This is a genomic window from Kribbella sp. NPDC050470, assembly GCF_044458365.1.
GTDB lineage: Bacteria > Actinomycetota > Actinomycetes > Propionibacteriales > Kribbellaceae > Kribbella.
This window is the reverse complement of sequence record NZ_JBITHV010000003.1, coordinates 618,141-642,940: the sequence shown is the minus strand read 5'-3', so window position 1 is coordinate 642,940 and position 24,800 is coordinate 618,141. Positions and strand designations below refer to the sequence as shown.

At 68.8% G+C, this 24,800-nt stretch carries 22 protein-coding genes; 13 read left to right on the top strand and 9 right to left on the bottom strand.

Annotation, left to right across the window (positions count from 1 at the left end):
• Positions 1–18 precede the first annotated feature (18 nt).
• Positions 19–573 (bottom strand): TetR/AcrR family transcriptional regulator, encoded by a 555-nt coding sequence (locus ACIBGM_RS11590; protein WP_396385335.1) that lies wholly within the window; start codon positions 571–573, stop codon positions 19–21.
• Between the two features lie 115 nt (positions 574–688).
• Here ACIBGM_RS11590 and ACIBGM_RS11585 point away from each other — a divergent pair, with 115 nt between their 5' ends.
• Complete coding sequence (locus ACIBGM_RS11585) at positions 689–3,193, top strand: bifunctional FO biosynthesis protein CofGH (protein WP_396385395.1); 2,505 nt, start codon at positions 689–691, stop codon at positions 3,191–3,193.
• Between the two features lie 780 nt (positions 3,194–3,973).
• On the opposite strand, the gene ACIBGM_RS11580 is transcribed toward ACIBGM_RS11585, so the two are convergent.
• Both ACIBGM_RS11580 and ACIBGM_RS11575 read right to left on the bottom strand, forming a co-directional pair.
• Complete coding sequence (locus ACIBGM_RS11580) at positions 3,974–4,600, bottom strand: hypothetical protein (RefSeq protein WP_360517782.1); 627 nt, start codon at positions 4,598–4,600, stop codon at positions 3,974–3,976.
• Positions 4,593–6,605, bottom strand: coding sequence for an acyl-CoA dehydrogenase (locus tag ACIBGM_RS11575; protein ID WP_396385334.1), 2,013 nt, complete (start codon positions 6,603–6,605; stop codon positions 4,593–4,595). The genes ACIBGM_RS11580 and ACIBGM_RS11575 overlap by 8 nt, the downstream gene beginning before the upstream one ends.
• A 100-nt stretch (positions 6,606–6,705) precedes the next feature.
• Between ACIBGM_RS11575 and ACIBGM_RS11570 the strand changes: the two genes are divergently transcribed.
• From ACIBGM_RS11570 to ACIBGM_RS11555, 4 genes are read left to right on the top strand one after another with little or no spacing between them, the layout of a single operon-like run.
• A complete protein-coding gene (locus ACIBGM_RS11570; RefSeq protein WP_360517788.1) occupies positions 6,706–7,101 on the top strand; it encodes a helix-turn-helix transcriptional regulator in 396 nt (131 codons plus the stop codon).
• On the top strand, positions 7,101–7,877 hold the full coding sequence (gene modA / locus ACIBGM_RS11565) for a molybdate ABC transporter substrate-binding protein (protein ID WP_360517791.1): 777 nt from the start codon (positions 7,101–7,103) through the stop codon (positions 7,875–7,877). Before ACIBGM_RS11570 ends, modA begins: the two co-directional genes overlap by 1 nt.
• Positions 7,874–8,680, top strand: coding sequence for a molybdate ABC transporter permease subunit (modB, locus tag ACIBGM_RS11560; protein ID WP_360517794.1), 807 nt, complete (start codon positions 7,874–7,876; stop codon positions 8,678–8,680). The genes modA and modB overlap by 4 nt, the downstream gene beginning before the upstream one ends.
• A complete protein-coding gene (locus ACIBGM_RS11555; RefSeq protein ID WP_396385332.1) occupies positions 8,677–9,777 on the top strand; it encodes an ABC transporter ATP-binding protein in 1,101 nt (366 codons plus the stop codon). The genes modB and ACIBGM_RS11555 overlap by 4 nt, the downstream gene beginning before the upstream one ends.
• Before the next feature lie 46 nt (positions 9,778–9,823).
• Here the strand turns inward: ACIBGM_RS11555 and ACIBGM_RS11550 are convergent, their stop codons facing one another.
• Together ACIBGM_RS11550 and ACIBGM_RS11545 are read right to left on the bottom strand one after the other, a co-directional pair.
• Complete coding sequence (locus ACIBGM_RS11550) at positions 9,824–10,864, bottom strand: hypothetical protein (protein ID WP_396385331.1); 1,041 nt, start codon at positions 10,862–10,864, stop codon at positions 9,824–9,826.
• On the bottom strand, positions 10,848–11,375 hold the full coding sequence (locus ACIBGM_RS11545; protein WP_396385330.1) for an NUDIX hydrolase: 528 nt from the start codon (positions 11,373–11,375) through the stop codon (positions 10,848–10,850). Before ACIBGM_RS11545 ends, ACIBGM_RS11550 begins: the two co-directional genes overlap by 17 nt.
• Positions 11,376–11,618: 243 nt before the next feature.
• On the opposite strand from ACIBGM_RS11545, the gene lanKC reads away from it, so the two are divergent.
• The 5 genes from lanKC to ACIBGM_RS11520 all read left to right on the top strand — a co-directional run bounded on the left by lanKC (position 11,619) and on the right by ACIBGM_RS11520 (position 19,762).
• Positions 11,619–14,201 carry a class III lanthionine synthetase LanKC gene (gene lanKC, locus ACIBGM_RS11540; protein ID WP_396385329.1) on the top strand — a complete coding sequence of 861 codons (2,583 nt, stop codon included), beginning with the start codon at positions 11,619–11,621 and terminating at the stop codon, positions 14,199–14,201.
• Between the two features lie 5 nt (positions 14,202–14,206).
• A complete protein-coding gene (locus tag ACIBGM_RS11535; RefSeq protein WP_132210032.1) occupies positions 14,207–14,341 on the top strand; it encodes a SapB/AmfS family lanthipeptide in 135 nt (44 codons plus the stop codon).
• Positions 14,342–14,502: 161 nt separating this feature from the next.
• On the top strand, positions 14,503–16,419 hold the full coding sequence (locus ACIBGM_RS11530; protein WP_396385327.1) for a prolyl oligopeptidase family protein: 1,917 nt from the start codon (positions 14,503–14,505) through the stop codon (positions 16,417–16,419).
• On the top strand, positions 16,416–18,068 hold the full coding sequence (locus tag ACIBGM_RS11525) for an ABC transporter ATP-binding protein (protein WP_396385326.1): 1,653 nt from the start codon (positions 16,416–16,418) through the stop codon (positions 18,066–18,068). Before ACIBGM_RS11530 ends, ACIBGM_RS11525 begins: the two co-directional genes overlap by 4 nt.
• Positions 18,065–19,762, top strand: coding sequence for an ATP-binding cassette domain-containing protein (locus ACIBGM_RS11520; protein WP_396385325.1), 1,698 nt, complete (start codon positions 18,065–18,067; stop codon positions 19,760–19,762). The genes ACIBGM_RS11525 and ACIBGM_RS11520 overlap by 4 nt, the downstream gene beginning before the upstream one ends.
• On the opposite strand, the gene ACIBGM_RS11515 is transcribed toward ACIBGM_RS11520, so the two are convergent.
• A complete protein-coding gene (locus tag ACIBGM_RS11515) occupies positions 19,741–20,340 on the bottom strand; it encodes a response regulator transcription factor (RefSeq protein WP_360517812.1) in 600 nt (199 codons plus the stop codon). The two genes, ACIBGM_RS11520 and ACIBGM_RS11515, sit on opposite strands and share 22 nt — an antisense overlap.
• 500 nt (positions 20,341–20,840) lie before the next feature.
• Here ACIBGM_RS11515 and ACIBGM_RS11510 point away from each other — a divergent pair, with 500 nt between their 5' ends.
• A complete protein-coding gene (locus ACIBGM_RS11510; protein ID WP_396385324.1) occupies positions 20,841–21,422 on the top strand; it encodes a transglycosylase family protein in 582 nt (193 codons plus the stop codon).
• Positions 21,423–21,624: 202 nt separating this feature from the next.
• Here ACIBGM_RS11510 and ACIBGM_RS11505 read toward each other — a convergent pair whose 3' ends face one another.
• From ACIBGM_RS11505 to ACIBGM_RS11495, 3 genes are read right to left on the bottom strand one after another with little or no spacing between them, the layout of a single operon-like run.
• Complete coding sequence (locus tag ACIBGM_RS11505; RefSeq protein WP_396385322.1) at positions 21,625–22,269, bottom strand: hypothetical protein; 645 nt, start codon at positions 22,267–22,269, stop codon at positions 21,625–21,627.
• An 11-nt stretch (positions 22,270–22,280) separates the two neighbouring features.
• On the bottom strand, positions 22,281–22,922 hold the full coding sequence (locus ACIBGM_RS11500; RefSeq protein ID WP_360517820.1) for a Pr6Pr family membrane protein: 642 nt from the start codon (positions 22,920–22,922) through the stop codon (positions 22,281–22,283).
• 40 nt (positions 22,923–22,962) lie between these two features.
• Positions 22,963–23,514 carry a 2TM domain-containing protein gene (locus tag ACIBGM_RS11495; protein ID WP_396385321.1) on the bottom strand — a complete coding sequence of 184 codons (552 nt, stop codon included), beginning with the start codon at positions 23,512–23,514 and terminating at the stop codon, positions 22,963–22,965.
• 79 nt (positions 23,515–23,593) lie between these two features.
• Here ACIBGM_RS11495 and ACIBGM_RS11490 point away from each other — a divergent pair, with 79 nt between their 5' ends.
• A complete protein-coding gene (locus ACIBGM_RS11490; protein WP_396385320.1) occupies positions 23,594–24,193 on the top strand; it encodes a TetR/AcrR family transcriptional regulator in 600 nt (199 codons plus the stop codon).
• An 81-nt stretch (positions 24,194–24,274) separates the two neighbouring features.
• Positions 24,275–24,787 carry an AAA family ATPase gene (locus tag ACIBGM_RS11485; protein ID WP_396385319.1) on the top strand — a complete coding sequence of 171 codons (513 nt, stop codon included), beginning with the start codon at positions 24,275–24,277 and terminating at the stop codon, positions 24,785–24,787.
• Positions 24,788–24,800 lie beyond the last annotated feature (13 nt).

Sequence of the window (24,800 nt, the reverse complement as noted above, 5' to 3'; positions counted from 1 at the left end):
CCTGAGGTATCGCCGGCGCTACCTCAGCACGTCCAACAGGGCCGCGAAGTCGGCTCGGTCGATCTCACGGGCACCGATGAGGGCTTGCATCAGCAAGCCGTCCAGCGCTGCCACCAGCAATCGCGCCTTGTGGGGGTCGGCGGTGAAGGCGCGGGCAATCTCGGTAAGCGGTTCGAGCCAGGCTCCGGCGATCTCGCGGAGGTCCGGCCGGCGGGCGGCGTACAGATAGAGCTCGTAGACCGCGAGCGTCCGCCCGCGGCGGCGGTCCAGGCTGTGCTCGATCACCCGCGCCAGCTCGTCCGCCGGCCGGGCACCGAGCTCGCTGCCCCACCCGTGCAGCTCGGCCGCGAGATCCTCCGCCGCCCAGGTCAGCGCGGCGACCAGCAGGTCGTCGAGCGTCGGGAAGTGGTACGTGATCGACGCGACCGACACATCCGCCTCCGCGGCCACCGCGCGATGGCTCACACCTGCGACTCCGTCGCGCTCGACCACCGCCAGCGTCGCCCGCAGCAGCTCGCTCCGCCGCTGCTCACCCCGCCTCCGGCGCCCGTCGACACCCCGCCTGACCTGCACGAACAGCAAACTATCAGGACAGCTGTACGGATTGTTTTTGGTCCCCGGAATCGCGGGAACGCCCGGTTTCCGGCGCTTAGGCTCGGATTTCGTGGCCAACGACATCAGTACGGCGATGCGCCGAGCACTCAAGCGTGCCGACGACGGCAAGACACTCGACCCGGCCGAGGCAGAGGTCCTGCTCGCCGCCACCGGCGACGCGCTGACCGCCTTGATGGCGACCGCGGCGCGGGTCCGCGACCAGGGCCTGGCGGACGCCGGCCGGGCCGGGATCGTCACCTACTCGAAGAAGGTGTTCATCCCGCTGACCCGGTTGTGCCGGGACCGGTGCCACTACTGCACGTTCGCGACGACGCCGGGCCGCGTGCACTCGCCGTACCTCTCGCCGGACGAAGTGCTGGAGATCGCGCGCCAAGGTGCGGCGCTCGGCTGCAAGGAGGCGCTCTTCACCCTCGGCGACGCGCCCGAGGAGCGCTGGGACGCGGCCCGCAAGTGGCTCGAGGAGGCCGGGTACGACAGCACGCTCGACTACGTGCGGGCGATGTCGATCCGGGTGCTCGAGGAGACCGGGCTCCTGCCGCACCTGAACCCCGGCGTCATGAAGTGGCAGGACCTGCAGCGGCTGAAGCCGGTTGCGCCGAGCATGGGCATGATGCTGGAGACCACCTCGCGCCGGCTGTTCGAGGAGAAGGGCCAGCCGCACTACGGCTCCCCCGACAAGGACCCGGCGATTCGGCTGCGGGTGCTGGAGGACGCCGGCCGGTCGAACGTCCCCTTCACGACCGGGCTGCTGATCGGCATCGGCGAGAACCTCACCGAGCGGGCCGATTCGATCTTCGCGCTGCGCAAGATCGCCCGGCAGTACAACGGGATCCAGGAAGTCATCATCCAGGGGTTCCGGGTGAAGCCGGACACGGCGATGCGGAACGACGACGACGTACCGCTGGAGGAGTGGCTGGCCGCGATCGCGGTCACCCGGATCGTGCTCGGCCCGCGGGTACGCGTCCAGGCGCCGCCGAACCTGGTCGACCTGAGCGAGTGCCGTGCGCTGCTCGACGCGGGGATCGACGACTTCGGCGGGGTGTCGCCGCTGACGCCCGACCACGTGAACCCGGAGCGTCCGTGGCCGCAGATCGACGACCTCGCGAAGGTGAGCGCGGACGCCGGGTTCGTTCTGCGAGAGCGGCTGACCGCGCATCCGGAGTACTTGCGTGAGCCGTGGCTCGACCCGCGGTTGATCTCGCACGTCGAGGCGTTGGTCGATCCGGCGACTGGTCTGGCGAACGAGTCGGCTCTTCCGGTCGGCTTGCCGTGGCAGGAGCCTGATGGCGGCTGGGACAGCGTTGGGCGGACTGATCTCCACACGGCGATCGACACCGAGGGGCGTCGTACCGAGACTCGCTCCGACTTCGACGCGGCGTACGGCGATTGGGATGTGCTGCGTGAGGACGTCGCCGCTCGCCGCGCGGCCGAGGCGGCCGCCGCCGCACCGACTCGGATCGATGCCGAGGTCAAGGCCGCTCTCGCCGCCGCCGAGCATGATCCCGCCGGCCTGTCCGATGCCCAGGCGCTGACGTTGATGACGGCAACGGGTCCGGCCCTGGACGCGCTGGCTTCGCTGGCGGACGACTTGCGGAAGGCGACGGTCGGTGACGACGTCACCTACGTCGTCAACCGGAACATCAACTTCACCAACGTCTGCTACACCGGTTGCCGGTTCTGCGCGTTCGCCCAGCGGCGGACCGACGCCGACGCGTACTCACTGTCCATGGACGAGGTCGGCCAGCGCGCAGAGGAAGCCTGGGTGATCGGCGCCACCGAGGTCTGCATGCAGGGCGGCATCCACCCCGACCTGCCGGGGACGGCGTACGCCGACCTGGTCCGCGCGGTCAAGGACCGGGTGCCCGAGATGCACGTGCACGCCTACTCGCCGATGGAGATCGTCAACGGATCGGTCCGGACCGGACTGTCGATCGAGGACTTCCTGATCTCGGTGAAGGAGGCCGGGCTGGACAGCATCCCCGGCACCGCGGCCGAGATCCTCGACGACGACGTCCGCTGGATCCTCACCAAGGGGAAGTTGCCCACGGCAACCTGGATCGAGGTGATCAGCACCGCGCACAAGGTCGGGCTGCCGTCGAGCTCGACGATGATGTACGGCCACGTCGACGCGCCGCACCACTGGGTCCAGCACCTGCGCACGATCGCCGCCGTGCAGGACCGGACCGGCGGCTTCACCGAGTTCGTGCTGCTGCCGTTCATCCACCAGAACTCGCCGATCTACCTGGCCGGGGTCGCGCGGCCGGGCCCGACGTACGACGAGAACCGCGCGGTGCACGCGATGGCGCGGATCATGCTGCACGGGCGGATCGACAACATCCAGTGCTCGTGGGTGAAACTCGGCGTTGACGGCTGCGTCGCAGTGCTGAACGGCGGCGTCAACGACATCGGCGGCACGCTGATGGAGGAGACGATCAGCCGGATGGCCGGGTCCAAGCACGGCTCCCGCAAGTCGATCGCCGAGCTCACCGCGATGGCGACCGCGGCCGGCCGCCCGGCCCGCCAGCGCACCACGACGTACGGCGAGGTCCCCTCCCGGCCGGCGCTCGAGCTTGCCTGAACTTCCCGGTTGGTGTCTGGTCCCCAGCAGCACCAGACACCAACCAGGCAGTCTTTTCCTTGCCCAACAGGGAAACGCCGGCCGCGCCTGATGTCGGTCGCCACCTCACTGGCGACCGGCACCGTAACGGCACGGCCGGCGTCCTGCTGTTGCCCCGAGAGGGCAGTCGGCCCGAAGGAGGGCGGCCCCGGCGGCTCATTCCGTGACCGGCAGGGGAGGTACAGTCCGGTCGCGGACGGGAGCACTTCCGGGTTCCACCTGGAGCCTGTGTCGGCGACCCGTCCGTCGCCGACAGCAGAACGTTGTCACGCGGCCACAGCGCCGGACCATCCCCCGGATCAAACATTTGCATTGCCTTTGAACAAGGCAACACTGAGTGAATCGATCCTCACTTTCCGTATACTGTTGCCTTTCGCAACAACAACCTGGGGTAACTGGATGCCGGCTCAACAACCGCTGACGGCGCTCATCCACAACCTGGTCGCGCCCCCCTGAGAACCGGGGGCGCGACCGCTACATACCCCGGCGGCAACTGCTCCGCCCGGACGATCGGACCTGCTACCTCGACCTGATCACGTATGCAGCGACCGCGGCTCAGGCGGCGGCGCTGGCCCGGCGGTACGGGCGCGCGGCCGGGCGGCCGGTCGTCGCGATCTACAACCCGCTGCGGGACCTCACGAAGTACCTGTAGAGGGCGCACTGGTCGAGATCCGGCATAGACCTCTGGGAATGCGGCAGCGGCCCGCACCGACCTGCTGTCGGGCGGGCCGCTGGAGTTGGTCAGTACGGGTAGGTGTCGTCGCGGCGGGTGGGGTCTAGGTCCCAGAGGGAGAACTCGACGATCTTGTGGGATTCCTCGCCGCCGGCTGGGGTGAGGCCGGCGTTGTCGTAGTCCTTGGAGCCGAGGCCGTCGAGGTAGCAGAGCAGCTCGAAGGCGGACTGCGCGTCCTCGATATCGTCGACGACCTCGTCGTTCTGCGCCTCGTCCGCGCGGCTGCGGACGTACTGCACGAACGCCTCCGGGTCCGTCACGACGTAGTCGTAGCGCGCCTGGTAGCTGAGCCGGATGCCGTTCTCCGGCAGCAGCGGCTCCTCCAGTTCCTCGAGGTCGTCGAGACTGCCGCCCTCGACGATCTCCCGGTAGTCCTCGGGGTCGTCGAAGTCGTCCGGCCCCAGCGGCAGGTCGTCGAGCTCGTCGGGGTCGTACGAGTCGATCCCGAGGAAGATGTCACCCCAGCCTCGTTCGTGCACGGCGTCCGCGAGCGCCCGGGCCTGGACCCGGACGTTCTCGATCGCGCCGGTGGCCCGCAGGTCGTGCAGGTCCAGAGCGTCGGCCTGCTCCAGCAGCACCCGGGCGAGTTCACGGGCGGCCTCGGCGGCCGACGCGGGTTCGATCGGCTCACTCATGCTGCGACGGTACAACCATCGGCACATCGACCGCCGCGCCCGGTACGCCGAACGCGTCGACGAGGTCCACCGCGATCGGCCGGACCGCGGCGCAGAGCTCGTTCACCAGCGCCGTGATCGCCTTCGACCGACCGGGCGACAACCGCCCGTGCTCGAGGTACCAGGCCCGCTCCGACTCGATCGTCGCCAGCGCATGCAGGTCGTAGACATCCTTCAGCTGCTCGCGAATCTCCTCCGGCGCGCTCTGTACGGCGGTCTGGAAAGCCTCCAGCACGACCCGGTCCACATGCGCCCGCCCGGCCGCGATGACATGGTCCTGGCACCGGTTGAACACGTCGAACGGCTCGTCACCCGCGTCGATCCCGGCCTTCAACCGCCGCGCCACCCCGGACAGCATGTGCTCCTCGCGGAACCGCACCATGCCGGAGTGGTACGCGTCGTCCCGCAGCCCGGCATCCGGGTCGGCCGTGTCACTCCGGTTCGGTACGGCGTCACGCAGCCGCTCGACCAACGGTCGCAGGGACGCCTTCTCGACCGCGATCTCGACCGCCTGCGCCGCGATGAACCGGGCCGTCCCGAGCGGGTCGAGCTTCCCGAACGACTCCCGGTAATCGGTCAGCAGACCCTTCGCCACCAGTTGCAGGAGGACGGTGTTGTCCCCTTCGAAGGTGGTGAACACGTCGGTGTCCGCCTTCAGGGTCGCCAGCCTGTTCTCCGCCAGATACCCGGCGCCACCACACGCCTCGCGGCAGGCCTGGATCGTCTCCGTCGCATGCCACGTCCCCACCGCCTTCGTCCCAGCCGCCTGAGCCTCCAGCGCCCGCCGATCATGCTCCCCCTCCACCACCGGGCCGGAGCCCGGCTGCCCCTCCACCCGGCCGGAGGCCGGCTCCCCCTCCACTACCCGGCCGGAGGCCGGTTGCTTGTCGTTGTTTCTGTCAAAGATCCGGACGAACTCGTCCACCAGCTCCGCTTGGGCGAAGTGCAGCGCATAGGTCCGGGCGAGCAACGGCAGCAGTCGCCGTTGATGCATCCGGTAGTCGAGCAGCAACGCCTCCTCGGCACTCCCCGGCGCCCCGAACTGCCGACGACGAGCGCCGTACCGAATCGCGATCGTGAGAGCGACCTTGCTCGCGTTGATCGCGGCGCCGCCGACCGACACCCGGCCCTGGACCAGCGTCCCGAGCATGGTGAAGAACCGCCGGTCCGGGTTCTCGATCTCGCTCGCGTAGTTGCCCTCAGCATCAACCTGGGCATAGCGATCGAGCAGCGCCTCCCGCGGCACGCGGACCTGGTCGAACACGATCCGCCCGTTGTCCACCCCGTTCAGCCCGAGCTTCGGACCGCAGTCGGACAGCGTCACGCCAGGCAGCGGTGAACCGTCCGCCGACCGGATCGGAACCAGCAGGCAGTGCACACCGTGACTCTCACCACCGACGACGAGCTGCGCGAACACCGCCGCCATCCGGCCGTGCCGCGCCGCGTTGCCGATGTAGTCCTTCCGGGCGGCCGGATTCGGGGTGTGGACGACGAACTCCCCGGTCGAGGCGTCGTACGTCGCCGTCGTCCCGAGCGCCTGGACGTTCGAGCCGTGGCCGGTCTCGGTCATCGCGAAGCAGCCCAGCAGCCGGCCGCTGATCGCGTCGGCCAGGTACTCCTCGTGGTGCCGCTCGGTCCCCAGGTGCAGGATCGCGCCGGCGAACAGCCCGAACTGCACACCCGCCTTCACCATCAGCGAGAGATCCCCGAAGGCGAGCATCTCGAAGCCGGCGATGAACCCGCCGAGGTCGCCGCCCCCGCCGTACTCCTTGGGGAAGCCGCGCGCCGGATGGCCCTCTGCGGTGATCCGCTCCAGCAGCCCGAGCACCCGGTCGCGGTAGTCCTCCCGCGGCAGGGTGACGGCCAGGTCGAACAGCTCCGCGTCGGCGGCCAGCCCGGCACGCACCACGTCGCGGGCCGCCTTGTAGGGCCCGTCCAGGTAGTCCCGCATCCCCGATGTCGTCATGCTCATAACTTATGCGGATCGGCGAGCACTTTCCGTCAGCACTTCCTGACTGTGGACAACTCGCGCCACGATCCGCATCTGCGGCACTAGACTGTTGATCGTGCCGAAATTGCGGATCAGTGAGGCCGCTGCACTCCTCGGAGTCAGCGATGACACCGTGCGCCGGTGGGTCGAGCAGGGCAGGTTGCCGTCGGTCCAGGACGGCGGGCGGATGGCGGTCGACGGGCGTGAGCTCGCCGCCTTCGCGCAGCAGCTGGCGGAGTCGCCCGAGCCGGGGAACACCACCGCCGCCTCGGCGCGCAACCGCATGCGGGGAATCGTCACCCGCGTGCTCAAGGACGGTGTGATGGCCCAGGTCGAGATGCAGGCCGGGCCGTTCCGCGTCGTGTCGCTGATGAGTCGCGAGGCCGCCGACGAACTCGGCCTGGAGCCCGGCGTGGTCGCCGTCGCCTCGATCAAGTCCACCCATGTCGTCGTCGAAATCCCGGAGGCCTGATGTTCCGCCGTACTGCGCTCGCGGCCCTCGCCGCCGTTGCCGCGCTCAGCTTCACCGGCTGCGGTGCCGACGCCCCGGCGGCGTCATCGGGCGACGCCAGTACGGCGGCACTGTCCGGGACCGTCAACGTGTTCGCGGCCGCGTCACTGACCGGCTCGTTCACCCAACTCGGCAAGGACTTCGAGAAGGCGCATCCCGGTGTGAAGGTGGTGTTCAACTTCGCCGGCAGTTCGGCGCTGGCGCAGCAGATCAACCAGGGCGCGCCGGCCGACGTGTTCGCCTCGGCGGCGCCGAAGAACATGGACCAGGTGACCGACAAGAACACTCCGACGGTGTTCGTGCAGAACACGCTGGAGATCGCCGTACCCGCTGGGAACCCGGGCAAGATCACCGGGCTGAAGGACTTCGCGGACAAGAACAAGAAGATCGCGCTGTGCGCCACACAAGTGCCCTGTGGAGCTGCCGCGGACAAGGTGTTCAAGGCGGTCGGCATCACGCCGCAGCCGGACAGCCTGGAGCAGGACGTCAAGGCCGCGCTGACGAAGGTGAGCCTCGGTGAGGTCGACGCGGCGCTCGTCTACAAGACCGACGTGCTGTCGTCGAAGGACAAGGTGGAGGGCATCGCGTTCCCCGAGGCCGGCAAGGCGATCAACGAGTACCCGATCGCCACGTTGGCCAAGGCGCCGAACCCGGACGGCGCCAAGGCGTTCGTCGACTACGTCCTCTCCGACCAGGGCAAGGCAGTCCTCACCGCTGCCGGGTTCGCCGCACCGTGAGCCGTAGGCGCAGGAGCACGACCGGGCGGCCGCCCCTCGTGCTCCTGCTGCCTGCGCTGCTCGGTCTGGCCTTCCTGCTGATCCCATTGCTTGGCCTGCTCGCCAGAGCGCCTTGGTCGACACTGCCGGGCCGGCTGTTCAGTGCAGACGTCTGGACGGCACTGCGGCTGTCGCTGGTGTGTGCGACTGCTGCGACCGTGGTGTGCCTGCTGTTGGGGATCCCGTTGGCGTGGCTGCTGGCCAGAGGCTCTGTGCCTGGTCGGGGGCTCATCAGGGCGCTGGTCACCGTCCCGCTGGTGCTGCCGCCAGTGGTCGGTGGTGTGGCGCTGTTGCTGGTGTTGGGGCGCCGCGGGCTGATCGGTGAGCGGCTGGACCTGTGGTTCGGGTTCTCCTTGCCCTTCACAACAGCCGGAGTGATCGTTGCGGAAGCGTTTGTCGCGATGCCGTTCCTGGTGATCTCGGTGGAGGGCGCACTGCGTGCTGCGGACCCGCGCTACGAGGAGGCTGCGGCCACACTCGGGGCAGGGCGGTGGCTGACGTTCCGACGCGTCACGCTGCCGTCGATCGCGCCGGGTGTCGTGGCGGGCGCCGTACTGTGCTGGGCTCGGGCTCTGGGCGAGTTCGGCGCGACGATCACGTTCGCGGGCAATTTCCCCGGCCGTACGACGACCATGCCGCTCGCCGTGTATCTGGCGTTGGAGACCGACCCTGACGTGGCCGTCGTACTGAGTCTGGTGCTGCTGCTCGTGTCGGTCGTCGTACTGGCGTCTCTGCGCGAGCGTTGGATCAGGGGGTTGCGATGACGCTTCATGCTGACGTGCGGGTACGCCGTGGGGACTTCGACCTCTCGGTGGAGCTGTCTGTCGAGCCGGGTGAGGTCGTGGCGCTGCTTGGGCCTAACGGAGCCGGCAAGACCACTGCACTGCGTGCCATTGCTGGGTTGCTGCCGGTTGGCGAGGGGCGCATCGCGCTGGACGAGCAGGTGTGGGACGAGCCGCCACGGGTCTTCCGTACGGCGGACCGGCGGCCGATCGGAGTGGTGTTCCAGGACTACCTGCTCTTCAATCACCTGTCCTGCTTGGAGAACGTCGCCTTCGGGCTGCGAGCTCGTGGGGTCGACAAGCATGCAGCGCGTGCTGAGGCTTTGCGCTGGCTGGAGGCGGTTGGGCTGGCGTCGTACGCGCGTACTCGTCCTCGCTCGTTGTCCGGTGGCCAGGCCCAACGGGTGGCACTGGCTCGTGCGCTAGCCACAGAGCCGGAGCTGCTGTTGCTGGACGAGCCGTTGGCCGCTTTGGACGCCGGTACGACGATCCACGTACGCGCCGAGCTGGACCAGCACCTACAACGCTTCCCCGGTCGCACACTGCTCGTCACCCACGACCCGCTCGACGCAATGGTCCTCGCAGACCGCCTGGTCATCGTCGAGAACGGCCGCATCGTCCAGCAAGGCCGCCCCACCGACATCTCCCGCCGCCCGCGCACCGACTACGTAGCCCAACTGGTCGGCCTCAACCTCTACCGCGGTACGGCGTCCGGCACGACCGTCAGCCTGGCCGACGGCGGCACGATAACCCTCGCCGAACCAGCCAACGGGCCGGTCCACGTCGCCTTCCCACCCACTGCGGTCAGCCTGTACGTCGAACCGCCGTCCGGAAGCCCTCGCAACACCTGGCCCGCGACGGTCACCGGCATCGAGCAACACGCCCACACAGTCCGAGTCCGCCTCACCGCAACCCCCGCCGGCCCCGACACCCTACTGGCCGACATCACCCCAGCCGCGGTCGCCGACCTCCACCTCTCCCCCGGCCAACCCCTCCACGCCACCCTAAAAGCCACCGAAATCCACACCTACCCCCAGCTGACCCATCCCACGCTGCATCGAGTTGTGGATTCCGGCTGACGAAACCCACCGATCTCGACCGGAATCGACAACTCGGCGAAGCGGCTCAGGTGAGGCGGTGGTTCAGCGTGAGTTGGAGGAGGGCGGCGCCGGCGGATTGGAGGGGTCTGTGGTGGATGTAGGTGTTGAGGGTTTCGGGGGTTAGGGGTTGGGGGGTGAGTACGTGCCCTTCGGTGTTGGTGGCTACCACGTCGCCGAAGAGGGTGTCGAAGAGGTCGGAGTCGATGGAGAGGACGGTTAGCAGGTCGGTGGCGAAGGTGAGGGGGTCTACGCCTAGGCCTACGCAGTACGCGCGGGCTGTGCCGTCAGCTAGGGCGGTGGTGAGGTGGGCGGCCAGGGGCCAGGTGGTGTAGTCGATGGGGCCGTTGTAGGTCTCTGAGGCTCCCAGGAGTTCTTCGGAGAGTTCGCGGATGATGTTGCGCCACAGGGAGAAGTCGTTCAGTTCGTCGGTGCTGGGTTGGAAGATGCCGGACGGGACCACCTGGTAGAGGCCGGCTGCGTGGGCGACCTTCGCGGGGTCTCGCCAGTGCAGGTAGAAGGTCGACTCGCCGGAGCTCACGTCGCGGCGGATGGTCAACGTGCTGATCGCGATGTTGGTCGGGCGTCGCGCCGGGTCCCACGGGTCGCCGATCGCGGTACGCACGGTCGCCGGGTCGGCGTGGCCCAGGCGGCGGGCGGCGTACTCGTGGGCGGCAGCCTCTCCGGTGTTGATGCTGTCGAAGTAGGTGCCTCGGCCCAGGCGAAGCACCGGTCGCGGGCCGGCCAGGTCTGCCGAGAGGAGCCGGTACGTCGGGCGGTTCTCGAAGACCGCTGGTGGAGCCAGGGTGGCCATCGCCTCCGCGTAGGTCTTGTACGGCCCAGGCACGGACCCCGTCACGCCGGAGCACACCGCGTCGGGGTCGAACTCCAGTTGCACGGACATCAGCGGGATCGGGTCCGGCGGGATCCAGGACGCCGGCGCCAGCAGTGGAGTCCCGGCGACACGGCGGGCGGCGGGGAAGTCGTGTGCGGCCTCTGCGCCGAGGCGGTAACGGTTGCTGACGAGGTAGCGCCGTACCTCGAGCCAGGTCTCAGAAGGCGAGGACATGGAGGAGTCCGACCAGGGAGGCGGCGCCGATGATCTCGCCGGCGGCGATGCGGTTGCGGATCGAGTCGAGCCGGATCCACTCGATGTGGTCGGCCTCGTTGATGTCGGTCGGCGGGCCGGTGTACTCGGCGCCGTACGAGACGAACAGCAGGTTCTCGGCATCCGTCGTACCGACGGAAGGTTGCAGCGACACCAACGGACGCACGTCTCTCGGGCGCCACCCGGTCTCCTCCTCGACCTCGCGAGCCGCGGTGACAGCCGGATCCTCGCCGGGGTCGACGTAGCCGCCGGGGAGCTCCCACACCCAGCGGTCGATGATGAATCGGTGCCGCCACATCATCAGCACGTGCTCGCGGGCGTCGTCCAGGACGACCGTCATCGCGGCCTTCGGCATCCGTAGGACGTACTGCTCGAACTGGACGCCGTCGGGGAGTTCGACGGAGGCGATGGTCAGGTGGAGGTGGCGGGTGTTGTCGACCAGGCGTTCGGCGTGGAGCTTCCACTTCGGCACGTGGTGAGCCTAGTACGAGTGAGCGAGCTGGAAGTTACGGGTTGTGATGGCGTTGGAACGGATTGACATGTTGTAAAGGGGCGTTCCACGCTCGAACAACCCAACGCAGTAACGAAGAGTGTTTAGTTACTCACTCGTAGTGGGTGGGTTCTTCACACGAGAGTGATGACATCGTGCACTACGACGACCCCTGCCGGGGCGCCCAAGATGTGGCGGGGCACCACGGAAGGGGGTCGGACAGTTATGCATGAGACAGCGCAGGACAGCTACGAGTTCTACTGCTTGGCGGATCGGACGTTCTACGAGACGCCGGCCAACCGTGGTGCTCAGCACGCGGACTTCGCCTTGTGCGGGCGTGCGGTGCCGGACGGCTGGCAGCACGTGCCGGGCGAGACCTGGATGCACTACGCGCCGGCCGACCTCCGGCTGCCGGCGCAGGGGTGGAAGATTCACGTGTCGGCGCGGCTGGCCGATGTGGAGCGGACGCTCGAGGCGGTGTGGGACTACTGCGTTCCGCGCGGCATCGCGTTCAAGTTCCTGCGGAACGAGCCGGTGCTGGTGATGGTCAACTCGAAGTCCGCGCCGCGTGGTTCGAGCGGCAAGCTGGTGACGATCTACCCGGCCGACGAGACGCAGCTGCACACCACGCTGACCGAGCTCGACGAGATCCTCGCAGGTGTCGAAGGCCCTTACATCCTGAGCGATCTGCGCTACGCCGAAGGCCCGCTCTTCGTCCGGTACGGCGCTTTCGTCAGCCGCTTCTGCCTGTCGCCGACCGGTGAGCGCGTGCTCGCGATCGAGGACGACCAGGGCCGGCTCGTCCCGGACCATCGCAGCCCGACGTTCTCGGTGCCGCCGTGGGTCACGCTGCCGGCGTTCCTGCAGCCGCACCTGGACGCCCGCAACGCGGTCACCACCAACGACCTCGCGTACACGATCGACGGCGTCATCCAGTTCTCGAACGGCGGCGGCGTGTACGTCGGCCACCACAACGAGACCGGTGAACGCGTCGTCCTCAAGGAAGGCCGTCCGTACGCCGGACTGGACATGGCCGGCCGGGACGCGGTCGCCCGGATCAGCCACGAACGAGACATCCTGGCCCAGCTCGACGGACTCGACGTCGTACCGAAGACGTACGACTACCTGCAGCTCGGCGAGCACCACTTCCTCGTCCAGGAGCACATCGACTCGGTGTCCCTGCAGCGAGAGCTGGTACGGCGCTACCCGCTGACCCATCCGGATGCGACGGAGTCGGAGAAGGCGGAATACGCCGACTGGGCGACAAGCACGGTCGAGCAACTCACCCAGGCGGTCGAGAAGCTCCACAGCCGCGGCGTCGTGTTCTGCGACCTGCACCCGGACAACGTCCTGCTGGACGCCGACGGCCGGCTCAAGCTGATCGACTTCGAGGTCGCGACCAAGGCCGAGGACAAGGCCCGCTCCACTCTGGCCCACCCCGGGTACGCGGCGCCGCCGGACCGGCAAGGTGTCGACGTGGACCGGTACGCGCTGGCCTGTGTCGCGCTCGGCGTCTACGCACCACAGGCGACGATCCTGCTGAACCTCCAGCCCGGCAAGGCGTTCCAGCTCGCCGACATGATCACCGAGGCCTTCCCGGTGCCGAGGGCAACGATTGACGAGGCAGTCCGTACCATCGCGGGACCAACGGCCAAGGACGACCTGGCCGGCATCGCGCTCCCAGGCAAGGCCGAGTGGTCACAAGTCAGAGAAGCGCTCACCAAGGCGATCGTCACCAGCTCCACCCCCGACCGCACCGACCGGCTGTTCCCCGGCGACATCGCGCAGTTCCGGGCCGGCGGCGGCATCGACCTCGCGACCGGCGCCGCGGGCGTCCTCTACACGCTGGCGAAGACCGGCGCCGGACCCTTCCCGGAGTACGACGACTGGTTGCGCAAACGGAGCCTGGACACGGAGTGCGGCCCCGGCCTGTACGACGGCCTGCACGGTGTAGCGCACGTCCTCGACGAGCTCGGCTATCGCCAGGACGCGCTGGACCTGGTCGACCGCACACTGGCCGACGACTGGAACTCCCGCGAGCTCGGCCTGCACTCCGGCCTCGCCGGTATCGGCCTCAACCTCCTGCACTTCGACACCGAGCCCGCTCTGCGCGCGGCCGCCGTACGTGTGCTGGACCAAGCGGCGGACCGGCTCGGCGACGTGGACGACGTACCGGAGATCAGTGGTGGTCAGCATGCGCGGGCCGGCCTGATGTACGGGTCGTCGGGGCCGGCGCTGCTGTTCCTGGAGGCGTACGAGCGACTCGGCGACACCGGACTGCTCGACCTGGCGGAGATCGCCATCCGGCAGGACCTCCGGCGAAGCGTCAAGACGCCGGACGGGATGCGACAGGTCAACCAAGGCTGGCGGACGCTGCCGTACCTCGAGGAGGGCTCGGCCGGTGTCGCGCTCGTCCTCGAGCGGTACCTGCGCCACCGGCCGTCCGAGGAGCTCGCCGACACTCTCGCAGAGCTCCAGCGGGTGACGCACTGCTCCTACTACGTCCAGCCCGGCCTGTTCATGGGTCGCGCCGGTCTGCTCCTCACAGCAGCCTCACTCGGCGAGGAGCAGGCGACGGTCGACGACCTGGTGTACGGCCTCGGCTGGCACGCGATGCCGTACGAAGGCGGCCTCGCGTTCCCTGGTCACCAACTGCTCCGTCTCTCGATGGACCTGGCGACCGGATCGGCCGGCGTCCTGCTGGCCCTGGGATCCGCGCTGCACGACGCGCCGGTGTCCCTCCCGTTCCTCGGACCTCCCCAGTGGTCCGAGTCCCTATCCCGACGATCTGCACCGAAGGAGGTGTAAAGAACATGGCACTTCTCGACCTTCAGGGCCTCGAGACCCCGGGTTACGGCGGCGGCCACCACCACGGCGGCTCCACGCTGACCGTGCTGGGCTGCGCGTCGCAGCGCCCGAGCAACCTGAGCCTTCTGCTCTGCCACTGATCGGTCCCTGGGCAACCAGGTTCTGAAGGCCCTGGGTGGGCGGCAAATCCCACCCAGGGCCGAACCTGCATTCGGCCCACGACCGGCGGGCCGTCCGCGCTCGCCCGCGCCCGGCCCGCACCACTTTCCAGCCTTCTTCTCCACCGGAAGGAGCACCGCAGTTGTCCAACTCCGTGCAGTCCTATCCATGCGCCGAGCGGCTCCCGCTCGTGGAGCAGGTGCACGGCCATCCCGTCGCGGACCCCTACCGGCGGCTCGAGGACGCTACGTCGCCCGAGACCTTGCAGTGGCAGGCGAGCCAGGACGAGCTCTGGCTGAACCACGCCGCCACGCTGCCGGGCCGGTTCCGGTTCCGCGCCCGGGTGAAGTCGCTCTCGAACGTCGGCACCGTCTCGACGCCGACCTGGCGCGGCGACCGCTGCTTCACCGTCCGCCGCGACCCCGGTCAGCAACACTCGATCCTGTACGTCGACCAGACGCCGCTCGTCGACCCGATGCAGCTCGACCCGTCCGGCCTAACCACGCTGGACAGCTGGCAGCCGTCCCCCGACGGCCGCCTCGTCGCCTTCCAGGTCTCCCGCGGCGGCGACGAGCAGTCCGTCCTGCACGTCCTCGACGTCACTACCGGCCAACTGGTCGACGGCCCGATCGACGGCTGCCGCTACTCCCCGATCGCCTGGCTCCCGGACGGAAAGTCCTTCTACTACGTGCGTTTCCGCCAGGTACGACGCCACATCCTCGGCTCGAGCGACGACACCACAGTCCTCGCCGACGAAGCGTCGTACGGCCTGGAGATCAGCAATGACGGCCGTTGGCTGACGATCTCGGCTGCCCGCGGAACGGCGAACGACCTCTGGCTGGCCGACCTCAGCACAGACGAGCCACCGGCAACGATTCAGCAAGGCGTCGACACACTCACCGTGATGTCGGTCGGCCCCGACGGCCGCCTGTACATCGTCACGACCAAGGACTCCCCGACCGGCCGGATCTGTGTCGGCGATCCGGCCGATCCACACGCCCGGCAGGACTTCATCGATCCCGGCGTACCGCTGACCGGTCTCGCGGTCCTGGACGATCTGGTTCTCGTCAGCAACGCAGGCGAGATCGCGATCCACGACCGAGTCACCGGGCAGCGGACCGGCGAGGTCGACCTGCCGGGCGTCGGCTCGGTCGGCTCGTTGACCACCCGCCCCGAGGGCGGCCGCGTGGCATGGTTCACCTACACGGACAGCGTCACGCCATCGGCCGTCTACTGCTGGGACGGCCATACGACGCTGGTGTCGCAAGCACCCGGCGCAACGGTCGAGGTCGTGACCCACCAACTCACCTGCACCGCCCCCGACGGCGCCGAGATCCAGCTCCAGGTGATGGCCAAACCCGGCATCAAAGGGCCGACGATCCTCTACGGGTACGGCGGTTTCGGCCAGTCACTCACCCCGACTTATTCTGCGTTCACCCTCGCCTGGGTCGAAGCAGGCGGCGTCTTCGTGACAGCCAACGTCCGTGGCGACGCAGCCTCCCACCGGGCCGGCATCCTCGACCAGAAGCAGAAGGTCTTCGACGACTTCATCACCGCGGCCGAGCACCTGATCGCGGAAGGCTGGACCACCCCCGATCAGCTCGCGCTGTGCGGTGAGTCGAACGGCGGCCTGCTAGTCGCAGCCGCAATCACCCAGCGGCCGGAGCTGTTCGCCGCGGCCGTGTGCTCGGCGCCGCTGACGGATATGGTCCGCTACGAGCTGTCCGGTCTGGGTGAGCTCTGGGTGCCGGAGTTCGGGACGGTCAAGGATCCCGAGCAGTTCGAGAACTTGCTGTCCTACTCGCCGTACCACCGGGTGACCGAAGGCGTGAAGTATCCGGCTGTGCTGTTGACCGCATTCGGCAATGACACGCGCGTGGATCCCTTGCATGCAAGGAAGTTCGTCGCCGCGCTCCAACACGCGACTGACGGCGAGCGCCCGGTGCTGCTGAGGCTCGACCCGGACGCCGGTCATGCGACCGGATCGGCCGGCAAGGGCATCAGCCTGGCGGCCGACATGCTGGCCTTCGTCGCCGAGCAGACCGGGCTCGACGCATGATCACCTTCGGCGAGGTGGTGAAGCACGGCCGCGGCTGGTTGCCGCTGATCGGGCTGAACGCGCTGATCGGCAGCGCGGTCACGCTCGCGCTGCCGACGATCCTCGGCCGTTCGGTCGACTCGATCGTCGCGGGCACCGACTACACGCAATGGCTGATCGCGGCCGCCGGACTCGTCGCCCTCGGGATCTCAGCCAGCCTGGTCGACGCCTTCGCCGGCGCGGCCTGCGTCGCCCAGACCACCGCCTGGCTACGGCACCGCCTGGTCAATCAGGTCGTGCAGGCCGGACCGGAAGGCACTCGCGACTTCGAGACCGGTGACCTCGTCACCCGAGTCTCGGCGAACGCCACCGACGCCGCGCAGGCCGGTCCTGCAGCCGTCACCGCAGTCGCCGCCGTCGCACCGCCCGCCGGAAGCCTGGTCCTGCTGGCCCTGATCGACCCATGGCTGGCCGCAGCCTTCTTCGGCGGCGTGCTGCTCGTGATCGCAGTCCTCTGGACGTTCGCACGCCGTACGGCGGATGTCAGCCTTGCCTACCAGGAGACGCAGGGCCGGATCGCCTCGCTGCTGTCCGAGTCGCTCACCGGCATCCGCACGATCACCGCCGCTGGTACGACGGCCCGCGAGGAGCGCCGCATCCTCGGTCTGCTGCCGGAGTTGCACAAGCACGGGGTCGTCACCTGGCGGATCCTGGCCCGCTCCGGCGCACAGGCTGCCGTGGTCGGTCCGCTCGTGCTGGTCGCCGTACTGGCTGTCGGCGGGCTTCAACTCGTCTCCGGCCGGATCACCGCCGGCGAACTGTTTGCTGCTTCGCAGTACGCCGTGCTCGGCGCCGGCCTGGGCAACCTGACCGGCGTGATCGGTGAGCTTGCCCGGGCGCGAGCCGGGGTGCACCGGGCCGCGGAGGTGCTGTCGGCGGACACGATCGCGTACGGGACGTTGCCGATTCCGAGCGGCTCGGGTCAGCTGACCTTCGACGCGGTCACCGTCGTCGCAGGCGGGAATGTCCTGCTGGACAACGTGAATCTCGAGCTGCCCGGTGGTGCGACGGTGGCCGTCGTCGGTGCGAGCGGCGCCGGGAAATCGGTGCTTGCGGCGGTCGCCGCGCGGCTTCGCGACCCGTCGAACGGCCAGGTTTCGCTGGACGGCGTGCCGCTGCAGGCAGTCAGCCGGCGAGCGCTGCGCACAGCGGTCGGGTGTGCATTCGAGCGCCCGCAGCTGGTCGGGCGGACGATCGGCGAGGTGATCGAGCCGCACGCCATCAGCCCGGTGCGCACGCTGGCCGCCGCGCGGGCCACGCACGCGCACGACTTCGTCAGCCGGCTGCCCGACGGGTACTTCACTTCGTTGCGCAAGGCACCGATGTCCGGCGGCGAGCGGCAACGGCTCGGCCTGGCGCGGGCGTGGTCGGCGAACCGTCTGCTGGTGCTGGACGACGCGACCTCGAGCCTCGACACCGCAACCGAGCTGCAGATCAGCCGCACCCTCACCGAGGACCGGCACCGCCGGACCCGCCTCATCGTCACCCACCGCTCTGCGACCGCGGCCCGAGCCGACCTGGTCATCTGGCTCGACCACGGCCAGGTCCTGGCCGTCGCCCCGCACGCCGACCTCTGGCAGAACTCGTCGTACCGCGAGGTCTTCGGTTGAGACGCGAACTCAGGTACGGCGCCCGCGCGGTCCGGAACCGGTCGAGCCTGAAGCTGCTCGCCTGGTCGATCCCGGAGATCCTCCCGACCGCCGTGTACGGCATCGCGGTCGCGCGGGCGACGGACAACTTCCTCGCCGGGCACGCCTGGGAAGGGATCGCCTGGCTCGGCGGCCTGATCGCGGCCGCGGGCCTCGGCTCGGCGGGCGCGAAGCAGGTGTACGCCCGGCTCGGCGACCTGGTCGAGGCACTCCGCGACGACCTGGTACGGCGGGTCGTCGCGGGCGCACTGCGGACAGGTGACGACAGCGCCGTGGCCCGCCTGAACCGCCTGGTCGAGATCGTCCGGGACACCTTCGCCGGCCTGGTCCTGGTGATCCGCAGCTTCGCCGTCACGCTGTTCGGCGTACTGGCCGGACTGTTGTCACTGGCACCGGTCGTCGCGGCCTTCGTCGTACCGCCGTTCCTGCTCGGGTTCGCGCTGTCGCTGGCGGTGCTGGGGATGGCGGCGGATCGGGTCCGGGCGTCGCTGACGGCCGACGAGGAGCTGGCGGCGTCGGCCGGGATGGTGTTCGGCGGCGTCCGCGACATCACTGCGACGGGAACCGAGGAGTACGCCGGTCAACTGGTCGGCGAGCCGATCGAGGCGCACGCTGCAGCCGAGCGCGCGCTCGCGAAAGTCGCTGCGCTGCGGACGCTGTGCTTCGCGGTCGGCGGGTGGTTGCCGTTGCTCATCCTCCTGGCGATCGGGCCGTGGTTGGTAGGCCGTGGGGTCAGCACAGGCACACTCCTCGGTGGTCTGACGTATGTATTGATCGGTTTGCAGCCTGCGCTCAACACCGTGCTCAGTGCATTGGGCGACAGCGGGCTGCGATACGTCATTACGCTCGGCCGGATCCTGGACACGTCGGCTCCGGCGGAGCGGCCGCGCCGGATCGATGTCGTCCACGGGTATCAGGTGCGGATGCGCGGACTGACGTTCGCGTACGGGCCGAACGCGGAGCCGGTGCTCGACAACCTCGAGCTGACCGTGGCCGAGGGCGAGCATCTGGCAGTGGTCGGGCCGAGCGGGATCGGCAAGTCGACGCTGGCCGGGTTGATCTGCGGGATGCTCAGGCCAACCAGCGGGCGGCTGTCGCTGGGCGACGTACCTCCGAGCGAGCTGACGACCGAACGGCTGGCCGCGACGCGGGTGCTGATCCCGCAGGAGGCCTATGTGTTCAGCGGCACGGTGCAGGACAACCTGACCTACTTGTTGCCTGACGCAACGACGCGGGAAGTCGAAGAGGCGGTCGAGGCGATCGGCGCCGGTGCGTTGATCGAGCGGATCGGCGGGCTGGCGGCGGACGTGAAGCCTGGTGAGTTGTCGGCCGGCGAACGGCAGTTGATCGCGCTGGTTCGCGCGTACCTGTCGCCGGCGCCTCTCGTCGTACTCGACGAAGCCACCTGCTTCCTCGACCCGGACGCCGAACGGCGAGCCGAGGAAGCGTTCGCCAAGCGCGGCGGGACGCTGATCGTGATCGCGCACCGGATCAGCTCGGCACTCCGCGCGCAACGCATCCTGGTCCTGGACGGGAACAAGGCAACGATCGGCACGCACGCGCTGCTGATGCGAACTTCCCGCCAGTACCGCGAGTTGCACGGCCACTGGACACCGAATGTCCCAGGGCGACGTCAGATCCAGCCGGCGTCCTGAGCCTTCCGGATCGCCTCGATCCGGCTGCGGGAACCCGTCTTCGCAAGGATGCGGGACAGGTAGTTGCGAACCGTGCCCGTGCTCAGACTCAGCGTGCGGGCGACCTCCTGCGCGGTGGCTCCGGTGCTGACCTGGCGGAGCACGTCGCACTCGCGATCGGTCAGCGGATTGTCACCGGCCTTCAACGCCGCGACAGCAAGCCGTACGTCGACCACCGGTAAGCCCTTCGCCACGTCGCGCACCGATTGCACCAGTTGGTCGGTCGTCGCATCCGTCGCAATCAAGCCGATCCGCGGAGCCTGCTTCACCAGGGCCAGGCTGGTCGCGGCGATCGCCTCGTGGTCGATCAGGACCAGCACGCCGGGCCCGGTCAGCTTGCGGCAGAGGTCCTCGACCCTGATCCGCCCTGGCAGCTGTGGATCGAGCAGCACGACGTGCGGCCGCCGCCCGGCCACCTGCAGGACGTCTTCCGAGCGGTCCAGCTCGGCCACCACGTCCAGGTCGTTCTCCCTTGCCAGCACCGCGGCCAGTGCACCACGCACCATCGTGCCGCGATGGCCGAGAGCCACTCGGATCACCGCTACGCCCCCATCACGTCCGTTGCCTCATCCGCCGAACACACCCCGCGCGACGTGATTTCCAGAACTGCCGGACGGCGGTGCCGGTGTCTCATCAACGACCCAACCGGCCGGAGGGCACGCGGGACCGGAGGAAACCGATCGGTCCAGGCGGGAAACCGGCCTGTTTCGAGCGTTTGACTACCCCGGACCCGCGGTACCCAAACCCACCGTTCAGGAGCCGGAAACCGTTCTGTTGTTGGGATTTCGGTAGGTCAGGGGCAGAAAAAATGTCGGGGCAGATCGCCGAATGGTCTTGCGCTCGGGGCCTAGGTCGCACAGGATGACTCGGGTCACGTCGTTACCGTGGCGTGATCATTCGGACGCTGTCCTGTGACCTGCCCGGATGCCCCCTCCCCTGCACGGGGGGCCTGGTGAGTCCCACCATGCCCAAGCTCACGAGGAGCGCACTTCTGATGTCCAAGGCACGACATGCGCGCCCCCGGCGAACTACTCGCCGGGTGGCCCGAACCCTCTCCATTGCCGGTCTCGGGGCCGGTATCACCGCCGCCGGCGCGGGCGCGGCGTTCGCGACCGACTACACGGTCAAGTCCGGCGACACCCTCTCCGAGATCGCCGAGGCCAACGGCGCCGACTGGCGTGAGCTTGCCCGGATCAACAACCTCGAGGATCCGGACCTGATCCTGATCGGTCAGACCCTGAAGCTGGACGGTGTGGAGAAGGCCACCGCTCCGCGCAAGGTGACGGCGAAGAAGACCGAGACCAAGAAGGTCCGCAAGACCGAGCGCAAGACCGAGCGCAAGGCGCGCACCAGCCGCTCCGAGGACCGGTCCTCGTCGAGTGTGAGCATGAGTGCCGCGTGGCGCAAGGTCGCCGAGTGTGAGTCCGGCGGCAACCCGCGCGCGGTGAACCCGGCCGGTTACTACGGGCTCTTCCAGTTCGACCTGCAGACGTGGCGCAGCGTCGGCGGCTCCGGCAACCCGGCGAAGGCGTCGGCGGCCGAACAACTGATGCGCGCGAAGAAGCTGTACGCCCAGCGCGGCGCCCAGCCGTGGCCGGTCTGCGGCCGCTACCTCCGCTGAAACTGAAACCCTCCAACCGGCAGGGCGTCCCCTGACACGCCCTCCTACCGGTAGGGGCGGGCGGCAGACCGTCCTCCCGCCCGCCCGACCGGTCCCCTGGACGCCACCGCACGTCGACAGCTGGCGTTTGGCGCCTCCCACCCCGCGTGACGGGTGAGTGGCGCACTCACCCGTGACCACGCCGGGTGGGAGGCACCAGACGTCAGCTGCGCGTCAGCACGAGCATCTCGTTGGCGCCGGCCTGAAACTCGTAGGGAACCTTGCGGATCTCCCACGTGATGTTGTCCAAGGCATCCAACAGCTCAGGCAGGAAGTTCACGGGTGCGCCGGTTCCCTGGAGGACCAGGGGAAAGATGCGGACCTCGGAGTTGGCCACGCGGACGAGTTCGCGAAGGGCGGCCAGGTGCCAGTCGCGGTCGAACTTGTCGGCCCAGGTGAAGAGCAGGTGCGAGCACAGGACCAGCTCGAACCGCCTGTCTCCGAAGGGCAGATCGGGAAGCTCGGCGGGGATGTAGCGGTGCGGCGCGGTGGCGACGTCCTGCAGGAAGCGGTCGGCTGCGTCGATACGGAGCTCGTCGCGTCGTTCCGGTGATCCGTACCAGTGCCAGACGAAGCTTCCCGCGTGCTCGTCGACAATCCCCGACGCAGCCGGAAGGCTCTTGCGCACGGTGTCGACGAGCTCGGCGGGCGCCAGCTCGTAGACCGGGTCGGCGGCGATCGCGTCGACGCCGCGGGCTGCGGCCTCGGCGGTGAAGCTCGCACCGCCCGCGCAGCAGTCGAGAATCGATTCGGGCAGTACGGACAGGTCGAACATCGCTTCGTACTCGGCGTACGAGCGAGAGGTCACCAGCACAGCTCTTACCTTTCGACGGTCGTCTTCCGGTGCAGCCGGCGGTCGAGCGCGGTGGCGCCCGCCGCCAGAGCCAGGAACAGTACCGCGACCAGCAGACAGTTCAGCAGTACCCGCGCGTACCCGTGCTCAGCGACGTCGACGAACGGGTACGGATAGAACCCGACGAACTCGCCACGGATCAGCGTGAACGCGAGCCACAGCAGCGGATACACGATGGACCAGGCAACGATTTGTGGATCGGTCCGCCCACGCGGCCCGAACAGCAACCACCCCAGTACGCCGACCACCGGCGAGGCCGTGTGCAGCAGGAAGTTCGCCACCTCGGCCCACCCGGACAGGTCGTCCAGCCCGGCCAGGACCAGGTGGTAGACGATCCCGGTGACGGCGATGCAGAGCACGCCGTTCAACCGCAAGGTCTTGAACAGCGTGCTCTCCGGTCGGTCCGGCCACAACGCCAGCACCAGCGTCGTCCCACCGAGCAGCAGGTTCGACTGGATGGTGAAGTACGCGAACACGTTGAACACGCGCTCGGGGTTGTCCGGGAAGAAGCCCGCGTTCCCGTTCGCCGTGACGAAGAGCTGTACGACGATCCCGCAGGCCACCACCAGTGCGGTGACCCCAGCCCACACCCGTCCACCCGTAGTCATGAACGCAATGTACGACGACCGGGCCGGGCGACCGGGGATGTCAGACGGACTGCTTCTCCCGCGGCGTCTCGTCCTCGGAGTCAGCCCCCTCGAACGAGTAGCTGAACGACACGACGGCGTCGATGACCAGCACGATCGTCCAGGTCCACGCCGGGCCGAGCGCGGCGTCGTACCCGCGACCGGACAGCAGGCCGAGGCCGACCATGATGCCCACGCCCACGCCGTACGCGAGCAGGTGGCGGTACCAGCCGGCACGCTCGCGACGGGCGCGCTCCGACTTCGGCGGCCTGACCGGGCGCGGCGCGCCGGCGAAGTAGTGCGCGGCCCACTTGTCCGCCCACTTCAGCGTCTGGTGGCCGAAGCCGACGCTGACACCGATGAGGATCGCGGCCAGCGAGTGCTTGAACGACGGCTCACCACCGCGCTGGATGTCGATCACGCCGGCGACCAGCATCACCACGTCGACCAGCGGCACCCCGGCGAGCAGGACCATGCCTGCCCGGGGCAGCCGGAACAGATAACGCGTCACCATGCCGGCGGCGAGCAGCACCCAGAAGCCGACTTCACACGCGGCGATCACAGCGAGCAGCACAGTGGTCCACCCTCCCCAGACGTTTTCAGTACGACTGTGTCAGAACTAAACAGTAACACAGTTGTGCTAAAAAGGTCGGATGCCGAAGATCGTCGACCACGACGCCCGTCGCGAGGAGATCGCCGAGGCGCTCTGGCGGGTGGTCCGCCGGGACGGAATCCGGGCCGCCTCGGTAAGGACCATCGCCGCCGAAGCCGGCTGGTCCGCCGGCGCCGTCCGCTACTACTTCCCGGACCAGGCCGGCCTGCTCAGCTTCGCCATGGACCTGGTCTCCCGCCGGGTGACCGAGCGGGTCAGCGCACTGCAGCCGAAGGGCGACGCTCCCACCGCCGTACTGCGCTATCTCGAGGAGGTCATCCCGCTCGACGCCGAGCGGCGCTCCGAGTTCGACATCTGGATGTCGTTCATGGCGCAGGCCCAGGCCGAATCCGGCGCCGGCGGCCTGCGTGCACACGTCGACAAGGTGCAGGACGGGCTGCGCGAGTTGTGCGAGACGCTGCTCCAGGCGCTGGCCAAGGAAGGGGTGCTCCGCGCGGGCACCGATCTCCGCCGGGAAATCGAGCGTTTGCATGCTCTGATCGACGGCCTCGCCCTGCACGCGGCGATCCAGCCCGACCGCACCACACCGGCCCGGGTCCGGCAGCTCCTGCGTCATCACCTGGACGGCCTGCTGGCCTGAAAGCCCTTGCACCTGAGGGTTTTCGGACAAGAATTGCCGGGACCGGACCAAAACCTTGCCCCGCGTGGCACGATCACCAGCATGGAGTCCGAGGGGGTGATCGTCGTCAGTGGAATCATGGCGGCCGGGAAGTCGACGGTCTCGCAGGTACTGGCCGAGAGATTCCAGTACGGCGTGCATCTCCGGGGTGACGTCTTCCGCCGGATGATCGTCAGCGGACAGGCCTCGATGGCCGACGACAGCAAGGAGGCGCAGCGGCAGCTCCAGCTCCGCTACCGGCTCGCCTGCCAGGCCGCCGACGGGTACGCCGGCGCCGGCTTCACCGTGGTCCTCCAGGACGTCGTGATCGGCGAGCTGCTGCGTGAGTTCCTCGACGGCATCCAGACCCGGCCGCGCTACCTCGTCGTACTGACGCCGCGCCCGGAGGTGATCTCGAGCCGGCTCGGCGGGGCGCACCACCTGGTCGACGAGCTCGACTACGAGCTGCACGCGTTCAGCCCGCGCCGCGGGCTCTGGCTGGACAACTCCGACCTGTCCGCCGGCGAGACCGTCGACGCGATCCTCGGCCGGCTGGACGAGGCACGCTTCGACTGATGACCGGACAGGC